The organism is Vibrio penaeicida (assembly GCF_030689305.1).
Lineage (GTDB): Bacteria > Pseudomonadota > Gammaproteobacteria > Enterobacterales > Vibrionaceae > Vibrio > Vibrio penaeicida_B.
Window position 1 is genome coordinate 145,223 of record NZ_JAUYVM010000006.1, and the last position, 15,079, is coordinate 160,301.

Annotated in this window: 12 protein-coding genes; 7 read left to right on the forward strand and 5 right to left on the reverse strand. The window is 45.0% G+C overall.

Annotation, left to right across the window (positions count from 1 at the left end):
• Nucleotides 1-76: 76 nt before the first annotated feature.
• Together mrcB and hrpB are read right to left on the reverse strand one after the other, a co-directional pair.
• Nucleotides 77-2,440, reverse strand: coding sequence for a penicillin-binding protein 1B (gene mrcB, locus Q8W40_RS11770; protein ID WP_305397317.1), 2,364 nt, complete (start codon nucleotides 2,438-2,440; stop codon nucleotides 77-79).
• Complete coding sequence (gene hrpB, locus Q8W40_RS11775) at nucleotides 2,437-4,899, reverse strand: ATP-dependent helicase HrpB (protein WP_305397318.1); 2,463 nt, start codon at nucleotides 4,897-4,899, stop codon at nucleotides 2,437-2,439. Before hrpB ends, mrcB begins: the two co-directional genes overlap by 4 nt.
• Before the next feature lie 192 nt (nucleotides 4,900-5,091).
• Between hrpB and sfsA the strand changes: the two genes are divergently transcribed.
• From sfsA to panC, 7 genes are all read left to right on the forward strand, one after another.
• Nucleotides 5,092-5,811 (forward strand): DNA/RNA nuclease SfsA, encoded by a 720-nt coding sequence (sfsA, locus tag Q8W40_RS11780; protein ID WP_305397319.1) that lies wholly within the window; start codon nucleotides 5,092-5,094, stop codon nucleotides 5,809-5,811.
• A 125-nt stretch (nucleotides 5,812-5,936) separates the two neighbouring features.
• On the forward strand, nucleotides 5,937-6,386 hold the full coding sequence (gene dksA, locus Q8W40_RS11785; RefSeq protein ID WP_305397320.1) for an RNA polymerase-binding protein DksA: 450 nt from the start codon (nucleotides 5,937-5,939) through the stop codon (nucleotides 6,384-6,386).
• Between the two features lie 53 nt (nucleotides 6,387-6,439).
• On the forward strand, nucleotides 6,440-7,348 hold the full coding sequence (gluQRS, locus tag Q8W40_RS11790; protein ID WP_305397321.1) for a tRNA glutamyl-Q(34) synthetase GluQRS: 909 nt from the start codon (nucleotides 6,440-6,442) through the stop codon (nucleotides 7,346-7,348).
• An 81-nt stretch (nucleotides 7,349-7,429) separates the two neighbouring features.
• Nucleotides 7,430-8,779, forward strand: coding sequence for a polynucleotide adenylyltransferase PcnB (gene pcnB / locus Q8W40_RS11795; protein ID WP_221768564.1), 1,350 nt, complete (start codon nucleotides 7,430-7,432; stop codon nucleotides 8,777-8,779).
• Nucleotides 8,776-9,261, forward strand: a complete 486-nt coding sequence (gene folK, locus Q8W40_RS11800; protein ID WP_126608849.1) for a 2-amino-4-hydroxy-6-hydroxymethyldihydropteridine diphosphokinase — start codon at nucleotides 8,776-8,778, stop codon at nucleotides 9,259-9,261. Before pcnB ends, folK begins: the two co-directional genes overlap by 4 nt.
• Nucleotides 9,262-9,284: 23 nt before the next feature.
• Nucleotides 9,285-10,079: a 3-methyl-2-oxobutanoate hydroxymethyltransferase gene (panB, locus tag Q8W40_RS11805; RefSeq protein ID WP_305397322.1), complete on the forward strand. Its 795-nt coding sequence runs from the start codon at nucleotides 9,285-9,287 to the stop codon at nucleotides 10,077-10,079.
• A gap of 9 nt (nucleotides 10,080-10,088) precedes the next feature.
• Nucleotides 10,089-10,976, forward strand: a complete 888-nt coding sequence (panC, locus tag Q8W40_RS11810) for a pantoate--beta-alanine ligase (protein ID WP_305397323.1) — start codon at nucleotides 10,089-10,091, stop codon at nucleotides 10,974-10,976.
• 436 nt (nucleotides 10,977-11,412) lie between these two features.
• Here panC and Q8W40_RS11815 read toward each other — a convergent pair whose 3' ends face one another.
• The 3 genes from Q8W40_RS11815 to Q8W40_RS11825 all read right to left on the reverse strand — a co-directional run bounded on the left by Q8W40_RS11815 (nucleotide 11,413) and on the right by Q8W40_RS11825 (nucleotide 14,884).
• A complete protein-coding gene (locus tag Q8W40_RS11815; protein ID WP_101113291.1) occupies nucleotides 11,413-12,183 on the reverse strand; it encodes an ABC transporter permease in 771 nt (256 codons plus the stop codon).
• Nucleotides 12,184-12,187: 4 nt separating this feature from the next.
• Complete coding sequence (locus tag Q8W40_RS11820; RefSeq protein WP_305397324.1) at nucleotides 12,188-13,099, reverse strand: ABC transporter ATP-binding protein; 912 nt, start codon at nucleotides 13,097-13,099, stop codon at nucleotides 12,188-12,190.
• A 126-nt stretch (nucleotides 13,100-13,225) separates the two neighbouring features.
• On the reverse strand, nucleotides 13,226-14,884 hold the full coding sequence (locus Q8W40_RS11825; protein ID WP_101113293.1) for a SulP family inorganic anion transporter: 1,659 nt from the start codon (nucleotides 14,882-14,884) through the stop codon (nucleotides 13,226-13,228).
• Nucleotides 14,885-15,079: the final 195 nt, after the last annotated feature.

A 15,079-nucleotide genomic window follows, 5' to 3' on the forward strand; every position in this document is an offset into this window, starting at 1 on the left:
AAACAAAAGCACTCCTTTATCTATATCCTTATGCCCCCAACGCAGTTTCATGGTGTTGGGGTCTACATCAACGGCTTTAGTCAAATAAACTGCTCAACCATTTGGCGGGCTCACTTTTGCACGCCTCACGTGCATTACCTTTTTTATCCCAAACAGGAAGCGTAAATGCTTTATCGCAATCGACTTTTAATCCGCCACCTGGTTTAAGCGCAAACCCTAAAGTTGTAATTTGCGCCGGCCACGGAAGAATTAATTGCTCTGGAATTCGGTTTTGCAAATATTGGTGGTACACCCGCAATGCGCCACTTGCACCTGTTAACTTGGTAGGCTTGTTATCATCACGACCAAGCCAAAGTGTTACCACTTCGCGCCCATCCACCCCAACAAACCAACTGTCACGAGTATCATTACTGGTTCCAGTCTTTCCCGCGAGTGTCATACGGCTAAATTGACCTTGCAAATAACGTCCGGTTCCCTCGGCAACCGCTTTCTTCATTGCATAGGTTGTTAACCAAGCCGCTTGTTGCGAGATTCGCTGAGAGACTTTGGGAATGGAACGATACAGGACGTTTCCATCTAAATCCTTTACACTTCGAAGCGCGCTCAATGGCGCTTTCTTACCTGAGTTGGTCAGTGTTTGGTACATCTGCGCGACTTGATAAGGTGTCAAAGAAAACGACCCAAGAAACATCGACGGTACGGGGCGAATTTCCTGCCGATCGACACCAAGCTTTTCAAATGTGTCCATCACTTGAGGAATACCCAATTTCAGACCGAGTCTTACTGTGGGCACATTTAATGATTTCGCAAAGGCTTGATACAAAGACACATCACCGCGGAATTTTCGATCGTAATTCTTGGGCGACCACACGCTCCCCTTGCTGCCTTTGAGGGAGAATGGCGTATCATCTAACGTAGATGCTAACGTGTATTCCGACGGATTCTGTAATGCCGTGAGATACACAGCAGGCTTAGCCAAAGAACCGATCGGTCTTGAGGCATTCAATGCCCGATTAAAGCCGTCATATCCGGTTCGTTTTCCACCTACCATGGCGCGAATTTCTCCGCTGCGTCTATCCACCGCAATGCCAGCCGCTTCCAACCCTTTCCCGGACCTCAATTCCAATTGAGGAATTTTGGATTTCACCGCTTTTTCCAGCTCAAATTGCGAAACGGGATCCAGAGAGGTAAAGACTTTCAACCCAGTTTGCCTTTGGAAAGCCTCACCCACTTTCTGCTTTAACTCTCGGCTAACCTGCTGAAAGTACGCTGGCTGGCGGCTGGCTATTTGCGGTTTATCTTGCGTATCTAAATCGCGGCTGGCCGCCATTTCAAACTGATGGGAAGTTAGAATGTCGTGCTGCATCATCAAGCGTAATACCAAATCTCGACGCGCTTTTGCTCGCTCAGGTTTCCGGACTGGATTGTAATAAGAAGGGCCTTTTACCATCCCCACCAATAGGGCAATTTGGTCGATACGAAGCTCTTGCAAAGGTTGACCAAAATACAACCTAGACGCCAAACCAAATCCATGAATGGCTTCACCACGGCTTTGACCTAAGTACACTTCATTCAAATAGGCTTCTAATATTTCATCTTTGCTGTAACGATAATCCAATATCAGGGCGATATACGCTTCTCGGACTTTTCTCCAGAGTGTTCGTTCACGAGATAAAAACAAGTTTTTCGCTAGCTGCTGGGTCAAGGTGCTCCCCCCTTGAACAGTACGCCCCGCTTTTACATTTGCCACCAATGCTCTAAGAATCGCAAATGGAGAAACCCCTTCATGTTGATAAAAATCTCTGTCTTCTGTAACCAACAAGGCATCGACAAGCACTTCAGGGAATTGCTCTCGCTTTAAGAAAAGACGGTTTTCTTCCGTATTTTTTTCCAACATTCCAAGCATTTTAGGGTCAATACGTAGATAGCCCATATCTCGCTCAGATTCGAGCGACTTTATCCTTTCCAAACCTTGAGCGTTGAAATACAGCATCACATGGCGCGAAGCTTCCGGACCATCTTCAAATTCGAAATCACGCCGAATAAGTTCAATTTTTGTCGATGAAGATGAGTACTCCCCAGGGTGTCGAGGAGCGCGGACTTTGCGATAATTAAGTACATCCAGTTCTTTACGAAGCTGTGGTAATGTCACAGGGCTTCCGGGGCTAAGCGTCAATACTCGTCCATAAACGACTGTTGGTAGGTCAAATAGCTGGCCTTCAAATTTCTGGCGAACCACGCTATCAAGGTAGATACCAACAAAAACCAACACCGCAAATACGGTAATGGTTGTTTTCCACGCTAACCCCCAAAGAGTGCCTAACCAACCTTTTGACGTTTTCTTTTTTGTTTTATTTTGACGAGGGCGTTTCTTTTGAGTGCTCTTTTTAGCCGTCGTTTTTCTTGTCGTTCGCCCTGACGTTTTCTTTTTATCTGTCATGAATTCAACTGTCGTTTGGTTTTCGTTGTCGCCACATGGTTAGCCGGATCATCGGGCCAAGGATGTTTAGGGTAACGCCCTTTCATTTCTTTTTTTACTTCGTGATACGAGCCCTGCCAAAACGCGGCTAAATCTTGCGTTATTTGAATCGGTCTTCGAGCTGGAGAAAGCAGTTCTAACACCACCGAAACCCGCCCACTCGCCACTGTTGGAGAAGCTTGTTCACCAAAGACCTCCTGTACTCTGACTGAAAGCATTGGTGGCTTTCCTTCTTGATAATCAATTTGCCGACTTTGCCCTGTAGGCAACGTATAACGCTCCGGCAACCACTCATTGATTTTCTGGTTCAATGGCCACCCTAAATAGGAAGTGAGTGCTTGATGTATATCGACCTTTTTTAGGGTCTTCATGTTAGAAACACCGTTCATAAATGGCAACAACCACTCTGTCAGATTATCAAGCAAGCCCGAATCTGAGACGTCTGGCCATGTTTCTTCCTCAATCCATGCCTGACCGCATCGAATACGTTGAAGTAAACGCTCAGATTTGTCCGACCAAGGGAGAGTATGAATGCCGCTTTCACGGATGTAATCCAACAATGCGTTGGATTTTTGTTGCTCACTGATGTCTTGGGTTGGTTTGCTTTCTAGCACAATAGCACCTATTTGCAGCCTTTCCTCTGCTAAAAGCTCTCCTTTTTTGTCATCCCAGTACACATAAGTGGCTTGATTCACTTTATTTCTAGGTACAACATCCAACGGGCAAGCAAGATACACTTGGCTATCACTACGGTGGCTTTTCATCAGATCCACAACAACCAAGTACTCACTTTTCACTAACGAAGATAATGAATCGACTTGTGCGCCATGCCCATTCGCCAATAGGTAATTCTCACTTTCTGTTTTTCTTTGCCTAGCGATTCTGTCGGGGTAAGCCCAGCAAAGACATTCACCAGCAAGTGATTCATCAGCACTCCCTTTTAAAACCGAGCTAAACCTAGCAGCTAAACTCGACATTCTGGTTCGTACTTTCTTTTGTTTTTGATGATGACCGTCTTTAAAACGCTGCAAGGCATGCATCAAGTTATCACCTTGCCGCTCTGGCTCTTCTATCAAAGCCGTTAACGTTACCGCACACTGCAAATAGGCTGCCCCTTTCGATTGGGCTTTTAATAACATGGCAGCAGTCCTTGGGGCGGTTCCCAACGCCTGCGCCTGTTTTCCTAGCTCAGACAACGTGCCAGAATCACTCATTAAGTCGAGCTGATTGAGCAGATCTTTTGCTGTATCAATGGCAGCTTTTGTTGGCACATTAAGCCAATGCGAGTAAGAAAATGCGTCACTCCCCCATTGAAGCATTTCGAGCAACACAGAAGACAAGTCGCTCCGAAGGATTTCTGGCTCTGGTACTTTAGGTTGTTGCTTGAATTGCTGCTCGCTGTACATACGCACACAAATACCGGGTTCTAGCCTACCAGCACGGCCAGCACGTTGATGAGCAGAGGACTGTGCAATCCTTTGTTGTTCTAATCGAGTGATGCCTGTTTTTAACTGAAAACTAGCAAAACGCTCCAACCCACTGTCAATAACAATGCGAACTCCCTCAATGGTCAAACTGGTTTCCGCAATATTCGTCGCTAAGACAACCTTTCTTTTTCCCTGCTCAGAAGGAGAAATAGCCAGTTGCTGCTCAGCAAACGTTAATTGACCGAACAACGGGAACACATCAACGTCAGAATCAAGTTCGCTCAGCGACTCCATAACTTGGTTGATAGCACCTGCCCCTGGCAAAAAAACCAAGATAGACCCTTCTTCACTACTAAGAAGAGAGCGAACTTGTTTTGCCACAGCCGTTGTCAGCCTGTCATTGGGCATCAGCGGTGCATACCGGTATTCAATAGGGTAGCCTCGTCCGTCAGATTCAATATAAGAAGCCGAAGGCAACAATCCCTTTAACGCCATTTCATCAAGTGTCGCAGACATAACAAGCAATGTTAGGTCTTCTCTAAATACTTCTTGGATCTCCAAGCAAAATGCCAAACTGGTGTCCGCGTGGATACTGCGCTCATGGAACTCATCAAAAATGACCATAGCTACACCATTCAGCTCAGGATCAGACTGAAGCATCCGTGTCAAAATTCCTTCAGTAACCACTTCTAAACGCGTATTTTTGCTTGCTCTCTTTTCTCCACGAACACGGTATCCAACCGTCTCCCCCACCTTCTCTCCTAATTGCTTAGCAAGATAAGTGGCAATGTTTCGCGCAGCCAATCGCCGAGGTTCCAGCATGATAATTTTGCCTTCCACCACATCTTGCTTAAGCAGTTGTAAAGGCAAGTGGGTTGATTTCCCAGCCCCTGGCTCAGCTTTAAGCACCACTTGGTGTTGTGTTCTTAACGCAACCAACAATTCAGGAAGAACGGCTTCTATCGGGAGCGGTAACTTAGGGGATTGTGACAATGAGAGATCCTTGTGCTGTAATGGGTTTGGTTTACAAACCGTATTCTTGATGCAAGGTGAGACATGATACTCACGTGCTCTTTAATAACGTATTTTTAAATGACACACGTTAAAATCATTCGTTTTTAAATACAGTGAGTTCTCACCAAAGCATTGTACATAATAACAGTATCAAACCCCAAACGACGACTTATGGAATTTACTTCACCGTTACAACGTGCAACGTTGATCAAAAGATACAAACGCTTTCTGGCGGATATAGAACTGGAAGACGGCTCCGTTACCACCATCCATTGCGCCAATACAGGAGCAATGACCGGTTGCGCCGATCCCGGCAATACGATTTGGTATTCCGTATCCGATAACCCGAAAAGAAAATACCCATACAGCTGGGAGCTTTCACAAAATGCTCAGGGCGACATGATATGCATCAATACAGCCAAACCCAATGCTTTAGTGGTTGAAGCGATCAAACAGGGTCGCATTCCAGAGTTAATTGGGTACGACTCTTTAAGAACAGAGGTGAAATACGGTAGTGAAAACAGCCGCATTGATGTCCTTCTAGAAAGCGAAGATCGCCCGAAGTGCTATATTGAAGTGAAAAGTGTGACTTTATTAGAGGAAAATGGACAAGGCTATTTTCCTGATGCAGTCACAACGCGAGGACAAAAGCACCTTCGCGAGTTGATGGAAGTCTCAAAAAATGGAAGCAGAGCCGTACTTTTTTTTACTGTTTTACATACTGGTATTGAAAAAGTGTCTTCAGCACACCATATAGATGCGAAATATTCACAACTGTTAAATCAAGCGAAAGAAAGTGGCGTGGAGATATTGTGCTACAAAGCCAAGCTCTCTGAACGTGAAATGCAACTGATTCAAAATGTTGAATTTATCAACAACCATGAAAAATGATGCGAACTTCACAATGGCAAGGGCCCACAATTACGAGTCGTTGCCACCAGCTTTTCTTTCTGCTATAGATACCCGCCTTAATTTGTCTGCTGGTCAGTCAAAAAGGTGTAAGTAGGAGATGCTGTATGCCAGAAAGTAACAAAAGAAAAACGCTAGGCATCCTAGCAATTGCAGGGGTTGAGCCTTACCAAGAAAAGCCAGGTGAAGAGTACATGTCACCTGACCAGTTAGCTCACTTTACAAAGATTTTAGACGCTTGGCGCAATCAGCTCAGGGAAGAAGTTGATCGCACTGTGCATCACATGCAAGACGAAGCATCAAACTTTCCAGATCCTGTTGATCGTGCTTCGCAAGAAGAAGAATTTAGTTTAGAGCTACGTAACCGAGATCGTGAGCGCCGCTTGATTAAAAAAATCGAGAAGACGCTTGATAAAATAGAAGATGGTGACTTTGGTTATTGTGAATCTTGTGGTGTTGAAATTGGCATCCGTCGCTTAGAAGCTCGCCCAACTGCTGATTTATGTATCGATTGTAAAACGCTTGCTGAAATGAAAGAAAGACAAATGCAAGGCTAATATCAGCTGCGCTAAAGCAAGGATAAAAGGGAGCCGATTCGCTCCCTTTTTTGATGAATACCATGAGTAAATCCAATTACATAGGGCGCTTTGCCCCATCCCCATCTGGCCCTCTTCATTTTGGCTCACTTATTGCCGCTTTGGGCAGCTACTTCCAAGCTAAGTCTAAACATGGAAAGTGGTTGGTTCGAATGGAAGATCTCGATCCGCCTAGAGAAATGGTTGGCGCGGCTGGTTTGATTCTATCAACTCTAGAAAAATATCACCTATTTTGGGATGACGAAGTTATTTATCAAAGCCAGCGCCACAACGCCTACCAAGCACAAATAGATCAGTGGTTAAAAGATGGGGTAGCATATTACTGCGAGTGTAGCCGAAAGCAGATAAAAGAAGCAGGTGGTTTTTATCCTGGTACTTGCAGAACAAAAAAATTAATCAACGATCAACCCTGTGCCGTGCGACTTACCATGACGCACCCTGTGACCGAGTTCAACGATTTGCGACACGGTTCAACACCCATTCCAGCCTCTTTGGCACAAGAGGACTTTATTATTAAGCGACGAGATGGTTTATTTGCTTATAACCTTGCGGTTGTTTTAGATGATATTCATCAGGGCGTAACGGAAGTGGTTCGCGGCGCCGACTTAATCGAACCTACAGGTCGCCAAATCAGCTTATATCAAATGCTTAAAAAAACACCGGTTCAATACTTACACCTGCCGTTAGCCGTTGATGATCGAGGAAATAAGCTCTCAAAGCAGAATCGTGCTGAGGGTATTCGCCAAGACGATCCCAAACCTGAAACATTGCTAGCAATGAGCTTCTTAGGCTTTGATCTTACAAAAGAATTAGAGCAAGCTACTCAAGAAGAAATACTGCAATGGGGCATCGAAAACTGGCACTTGAAACAGTTACCAGACAAGATCAAAATCACGTCCCCATTCTCAAACAAGGACAGCTAAGCTATTATTAGCCGCAATTTTTGAGCACAAACGTAATAGAGGTGGGCTATTTTTAGTCAAGTTACTCGCTTTTGCCGTAAAATCCTTACCAGCAAGGGCCAACAAAATAGTCGCTCAAACGGAGAAATTACTCTGAATATTATTACACGAGAAGATCACAACATTTCTCGCAAACAGATAAGCGACAATGCACTGAAGGTGCTCTACCGCCTGCATAATGCTGGATACGACGCGTTTCTGGTAGGTGGTGGTGTACGTGACCTTTTATTAGGCGAACAGCCAAAAGATTTTGATATCGCGACTAACGCCACTCCAGAACAGATAAAAAGCCTGTTCAGAAACTGCCGTTTAATTGGTCGTAGATTCCGCCTTGCGCACATTATGTTTGGGCGCGATATCATAGAAGTTGCCACTTTCCGTGGTCATCATCAAGAACCGACTAAAAACGTTGCTGCGCAGTCTAAAGAAGGCATGCTGCTTCGTGATAATGTGTATGGCACCATAGATGAAGACGCTGAACGACGTGATTTCACTGTCAATGCAATGTATTACAACATTGCCGATTACAGTATCCATGATTATGCCGGCGGCATTGATGATCTTGATGATGGGCTAATCCGCCTCATCGGCGATCCAGAAACACGCTACCGAGAAGATCCGGTTCGAATGCTTCGTGCTGTTCGTTTTGCCGCGAAGTTGGACATGGATATCTGTGAAGGCACAGCAGCTCCAATCAAAGAGCTGGCGCACTTACTGCAAGACATCCCAGCAGCGCGATTGTTTGAAGAGTCACTAAAACTGCTGCAGTCAGGCTATGGATTGGAAACCTACCACTTGTTACGTGAGTACGATCTTTTCCAACCATTGTTCCCTGAAATTGCTCGCGAGTTTACTGAAGAACAAGAAAGCCCAACCGAAAAAATGATTGAGCTAGTATTGGAATCTACAGACAAGCGCATCCAAGATGGCAAACGAATCAACCCTGCCTTCATGTTTGCAGCGTTACTTTGGTACCCACTGAATCAACTTGCTGAACGATTGATGGAAAAGCGAAATTTCGCTTACTACGACGCCATCATGGAAGCCAGTAATATGATTTTAGATGAACAAGTTAGAAGCCTTGCGATACCAAGACGCCACACAGCCACCATTCGAGAGATATGGCAACTCCAGCTACGATTGCCAAGACGTAATGGTAAACGAGCAACTCGCCTACTTGAGTTGAACAAGTTCCGTGCGGGTTTTGATTTCCTTGAAATGCGTGGTGAAGTCGAGCAAGGTGACACCAAAGAGTTGGCGAAATGGTGGCAAACTTACCAAAATGCAGGTCGCAATATGCGCCAAGCTATGGTGAACGAATTAGGCGGTTCAAGTACTGGGCAGCGCCGACGTAAGACGTACAGAAACAAAAAAAGAAAGCCACAGGAATGATTACCGTATACATAGCTGTTGGCAGCAATTTATCTGATCCCGTCACTCAGGCAAAACAGGGAATCGAAGCGCTTAAAGACATTCCAAATTCAGAATTTGTTTGCACTTCTTCCCTGTATAGCAGTACGCCAATGGGGCCACAGAATCAACCCGACTACATCAATGCCGTGGTTGAATTAAAAACCAGTTTGACGCCACTTGAACTTCTCGATTGCACTCAAACAATCGAGCTTGAGCAAGGGCGTGTCCGTAAAGATGAGCGATGGGGACCAAGAACCCTCGATTTGGATATCATCTTATACGGCAATGAGGTGATCGATTCAGAGCGTCTCACCGTTCCACATTATGGAATGAAGGTAAGAGAATTTGTTCTCTACCCACTCGCTGAAATCGCACCACGTTTAACTCTCCCTGACGGGACGCAGCTGCAGACATTGTTGGAGCAAACTGACCGTAATGGTCTCAACATCTGGTCGTCATAAGTTGCCCCTAATAAGGATATAAAATGAAAAACGTCACTATTAATATGCTCATGACCTGGAAGCAAGAAGGTCAAAAATTCGCGACATCGACTGCGTACGATGCCAGCTTCGCCCAATTGTTTGAAGAGCAAGAAATGCCACTGCTTTTGGTTGGTGATTCATTGGGAATGGTACTCCAAGGTGAAAGCTCGACATTGCCCGTTACCATTGATGACATTGCTTACCATACTCGATGTGTACGTGCTGGAAGCCCAAGCAGTCTTTTGCTGGCTGACATGCCGTTCATGACTTATGCAACCCCAGAGCAAGCTTGTGAAAACGCCGCTAAGCTCATGCAAGCGGGAGCAAACATGGTCAAAGTTGAGGGCGGAACTTGGCTTGCTGATACCATCAGCATGTTGACAGAACGCTCTGTACCTGTGTGTGCCCACCTCGGTTTGACTCCGCAATCTGTCAATATTTTTGGTGGCTTTAAAATTCAAGGTCGTGATGCCGAGCGTGCAGAGCAAATGGTACAAGATGCTATTGCTCTCCAAAACGCTGGCGCACAACTTCTCGTACTGGAATGCGTTCCAGCCTCTCTTGCGAAGCGTATTACCGAAAGCCTGACGATTCCAGTGATTGGTATTGGTGCGGGTCCGGATACTGACGGTCAAATATTAGTGATGCATGATATATTTGGTATTGCAGCCAACTACATGCCAAAATTCTCCAAGAACTTCCTAGCTGAAACTGGTGATATTCGTAAAGCCATTACGAAGTACAAGGATGATGTACAAAATCAGATTTTCCCAGGTGTCGAGCACACCTTTGAGTAAGGAAACATAATGCAAACTTTCACTGATATTGCATCCCTTAGAGAGCAAATCAAACAGTGTAAGCGCGATGGTCGTCGTATTGCACTTGTTCCAACCATGGGCAACTTGCACGAAGGGCATCTTACGCTCGTGCGAAAGGCTCGTGAGCACGCCGACATTGTGGTGGCGAGTATTTTTGTTAACCCGATGCAATTTGAACGGACGGACGACTTAAATAACTATCCGCGCACGCTTGAAGAAGATTTGAGCAAGCTGAACGGTGAATCGGTCGAGTTTGTGTTTACGCCAATACCGGAAATCATGTATCCGGAAGGTCTCGATAAACAAACATATGTGGAAGTTCCAGGGCTGTCTCATATGCTTGAAGGCGCATCGCGTCCAGGACATTTCAAAGGCGTATCAACCATCGTTGCTAAGTTGTTCAACATTGTTCAGCCAGATATCGCATGCTTTGGCGAAAAAGACTTTCAACAACTGGGCATTATCCGTCAAATGGTCATCGATCTCGCCATGGATATTGAGATTATTGGTATACCTACCGTCCGTGAAATGGATGGTTTGGCAATGAGTTCTCGCAACTCTTTACTTACCATTGACGAACGCCAGAGAGCGCCTGTCGTTGCTCGTACCATGCGCTGGATCAGCAGCCAAATTCGTGGCGGGCGAGATGATTACGCTTCCATCATTGAAGATGCCAATGATCAGTTGCGCGCTGCCGACTTGCAGCCTGATGAAATATTTATTCGGGATGCTCAATCGCTTCAACCCATTACGAGTGAATCGTCTCAAGCTGTCATCCTAATTTCCGCATACTTAGGAAAAGCTCGCTTGATTGACAATCAAGTATTTGAACTGACAAACGATGTAAAAGAGAACAGTGAAGACAAAAGCGAGTAATAAGAGATAAAGGTGAGTAATCACTTTATATCTTAAGGCGTAAGCAAAAGTCTTCTGGTTCAATTACATAAATGACAAAAACGGGTCGCTCAGGCGACCCGTTTTATATTTAATACTTCTAGAAGCTATCATGCTCTAAAACACGCTCACTTGAGCAAACGTCATTGATATACCCAAGTGACCTCAAGATACTTGATTCAGCCAGATTTAACTGTCTTTAAGACAAGGCACCGATTTGATGATTTAGTGGTTCTAAATCAAAAATCGGTAACGCAGTATGAAAGTCAGTTAAACTCGCCCTTGGGAGCCCATATTCTGTCCCATTTCTTCGTCAAAGATCTTGGAAAGGATTCATCATTCCGCTGCGTTCTTTTCCTTGAACTGAAACAGAATATGAGGCTCTGAATCCCGCATCTTGAGGTGACTTGGGTATAGACTAGCTTCGCAGCCCTATCCCTTTAGCAACCAAATAATGCGCAACGGCGTACAAGCCAATAATGAACACGCCTAAGACTCCAAAAGAAGTCGCAATGCCAACATCCGACACACCTAAAAAGCCATAACGAAAGGCATTCACCATGTAAACAATTGGGTTAATTTTCGACACGCCCTGCCAAAACTCTGGAAGCAAGCTGATGGAATAAAACACACCACCTAAATAGGTTAGTGGTGTTAGAACAAATGTAGGAATAATGGAGATATCATCAAATGTACCCGCAAATACCGCGTTGATGAGCCCACCTAACGAAAATACAACCGACGTGAGAAAAACGGTGGCAATAATAATACCCCAATGCTCCACTTGAAGATCGACAAAAAACAGTGAAACCAAGGTAACAATTGCGCCAACCAATAAGCCACGTACCACGCCTCCCATCACAAAGCCTGCAATAATCACATAATTGGGTACCGGTGCGACCAACAGCTCTTCGATATTTTTCTGGAATTTCGCACTAAAAAAGGAGGAGGCGACATTAGAATAGGAGTTAGTGATCACCGACATCATGATAAGACCGGGGACAATGTATTCCATATAGGAGAATCCGCCCATTTCACCAATTCTTGAGCCAATCAGGCTACCAAATATAATGAAGTAGAGCGTCATAGTGATTGCTGGCGGAACCAGGGTTTGTACCCAGATCCGCATGAAACGATTCACTTCTTTCGCAAGTAGGCTTTGGAACGCTGTCCAATACAGTTGATACATGTCTTTACCCCTGCTCTCTTACAATGGTCACAAACAGCTCTTCCAGTCGGTTGGCTTTATTGCGCATTGAGAGCACATGAACACCACTTTCTGTCAGTTGAGTGAATACATGATTCAACCCTTCCGTTTTTTCTAATTCAATCTCCAAGGAGTCATTCACCAAGCTCTGAGAATTAACACCAGTAAGCTCAGGCACTTTAGCACCATGCTCTAAATCCAAAATAAAGGTTTCAACATGAAGCTTATTGAGTAGATCTTTCATCGTGGCGTTTTCAATCAACTCACCGCGATTGATAATGCCAATATTGCGACACAGCATTTCAGCTTCTTCTAAATAATGCGTTGTCAAAATAATGGTAATACCTTGCTCGTTGATTTCTTTCAGGAAATCCCACATCGAGCGTCGCAGCTCAATATCGACCCCCGCTGTTGGCTCATCCAATATCAATAGTTGCGGCTCATGCATCAATGCCCTTGCAATCATTAAACGGCGCTTCATCCCTCCAGAAAGGTTTCGAGCTCGCTCTTCGCGCTTTTCCCACAAATCGAGTTTCGTCAGGTACTTCTGCGCACGTTCTTTGGCCAACCCTTTGCTGACACCATAGTAACCTGCTTGTTGCAATACGATTTGCTCAACCGTTTCAAACTGGTTGAAGTTAAATTCTTGCGGTACTAGACCTAAATTTTGTTTGGCCAGCTCTAGGTGTGAATCAATATCGTGACCAAAGACTTTCACGTTCCCTGAGCTTTTGTTAACGAGAGAGGTGATAATTCCAATGGTTGTCGACTTCCCCGCCCCATTAGGACCGAGCAGTGCGTAAAAATCGCCTTTTTCGACATTCAAACTGATGCCTTTTAAAGCTTCAAACCCACCCGCATAGGTTTTTCTAAGTTGTTCTATTTCTAATGCGTACATGCTTGCCGCGCTCTTTTCGAAGATAACCAAAAGGAAATGCTGACGATGTGTCAACTTTTCAAGTCTATTGCTCAAATAAAAAGCGCAGCTCGTTGGCTGCGCTTTTCTTTATTGCTTCAAACTCTGTTATTCAAAATCCGCTTTTCGAACGTATTTCACGGCTGATTTTAATGCCTCATAGCGGAACGAGAAGGTATTTCCATCGTCCACCAACTCAAGAACGTGGAACTTTTCAAGCTGCTGACGAGTACGTTCATTTGGACATAACAAATACACTTCACAGTCAGCATCTTTGGCATCTTTAATGGCATTTTCCAACGCTAAGCCAACCGTAACATCGATCATTGGAACGTCGGTTAAATCCAAAATCATCACTTCATAATCGGAAATACTGCTGTGCTGGCGTGATATCGCCTTCGATACACTGAAAATCATAGGACCAGACAGATAGAAGAACAAAACCTTGCTGTTTGCACTATCAAGCAACTTTCTCTCGCTGTCGGTAAGTGGCACATCATCTTCATCGGCATCACTGATGGCCTTTACTTGGCGCGCTTGTTCACGGCTCAGCCTTTCAATAATTATGATATTAGAAATGAATACGCCGAGCCCTACTGCAACAATCAAGTCAACAAATACGGTGAGAAGCATAACACCGTACATAATAGCCATACCTTGAACACTGACTTTATGCGCCCGCTGAATGAAACTCCAATCTAAGATATTAAAACCGACATACACTGCGATGCCTGCCAATACCGCCATTGGAATCGGTTCAGTCAATCCGCTCGCAACCAGTACCACCAGCGCTAAAACAAGCGCACGTATCACGCCAGAGAGCGGTGAACGAGCGCCAACTTGAATGTTAGTTACGGTCCCCATGGTTGCACCAGCACCTGGCAAAGCACCAAACAGACCAGAAATCATGTTTGCTAGTCCCTGACCACGTAACTCTTTGTCGGAGTCATGCTCTTTACGAGTCAATGAATCACCAATAACGGCGGTCAACAAAGTATCAATACACCCAAGCGTACCCAGAACTAATGCATCGATCACCATGGTGGTAAAGACTTCGGCATTGATGGTCGGAATGACAAAAGAAGGCAAACCGGCAGGGATTTCACCAATTCGACGAATACTATCGAAATCGAAAATGATTACAGAAAGAAGCGTTACCGCCACCAAAGCAACGAGCTGAGCAGGAACATATCGGCGATACTTTTTAGGGAAGAAGAATAAGATACCAAGGGTCAGTATCCCAAGGAACAGCTCACTGAACTTCATCCCTGAAACCATATCAGGCAGAGCACTCAACGTACCAGTGACTCCACCCGATGGCGCTGGATGACCTAACAATGGCGAAAGCTGCAAAATGATAAGTATCACACCAATTCCCGACATAAAGCCGGATATAACACTGTAAGGCATGAGGGTGACGTATTTGCCCAGTTTGAGCGTTCCGAGCATGATTTGAAATGCGCCCGCCATCATGACAACGGTAAACGTCATCGCCATCCCACTTTCTGGGTATTTCGCGGTCATGGTGGTCAATACTGCCGTCATAATAACGGTCATAGGACCCGTAGGTTCCGAGATCAGGCTAGATGAGCCACCAAATAAAGCAGCAAACAGGCCAACCAGTATCGCCCCCCAAAGCCCAGCTTCAGCACCGGCTCCAGATGCAACACCAAATGCAAGCGCCAGTGGCAATGAGATAATAGCCGTGGTGACGCCACCAAATAGATCACCCTTCAGATTCCAATCCGCGAATCGATTTCCAGTCAAAATATTGCTCCTGCATGAATAGAAATGCGGGCGAATTTTACCATTGAGTGACGCAAATCACACGACCATTTCACAATGTCATGACGAAATTGGCTATGAATAATTTATAAAACAAATGCAAACGTTTGGCATCAATGCATACGAGATATGAAAAAAGAGTAATAAAACGTTTCTGTTATTAACAAAATGCTAATC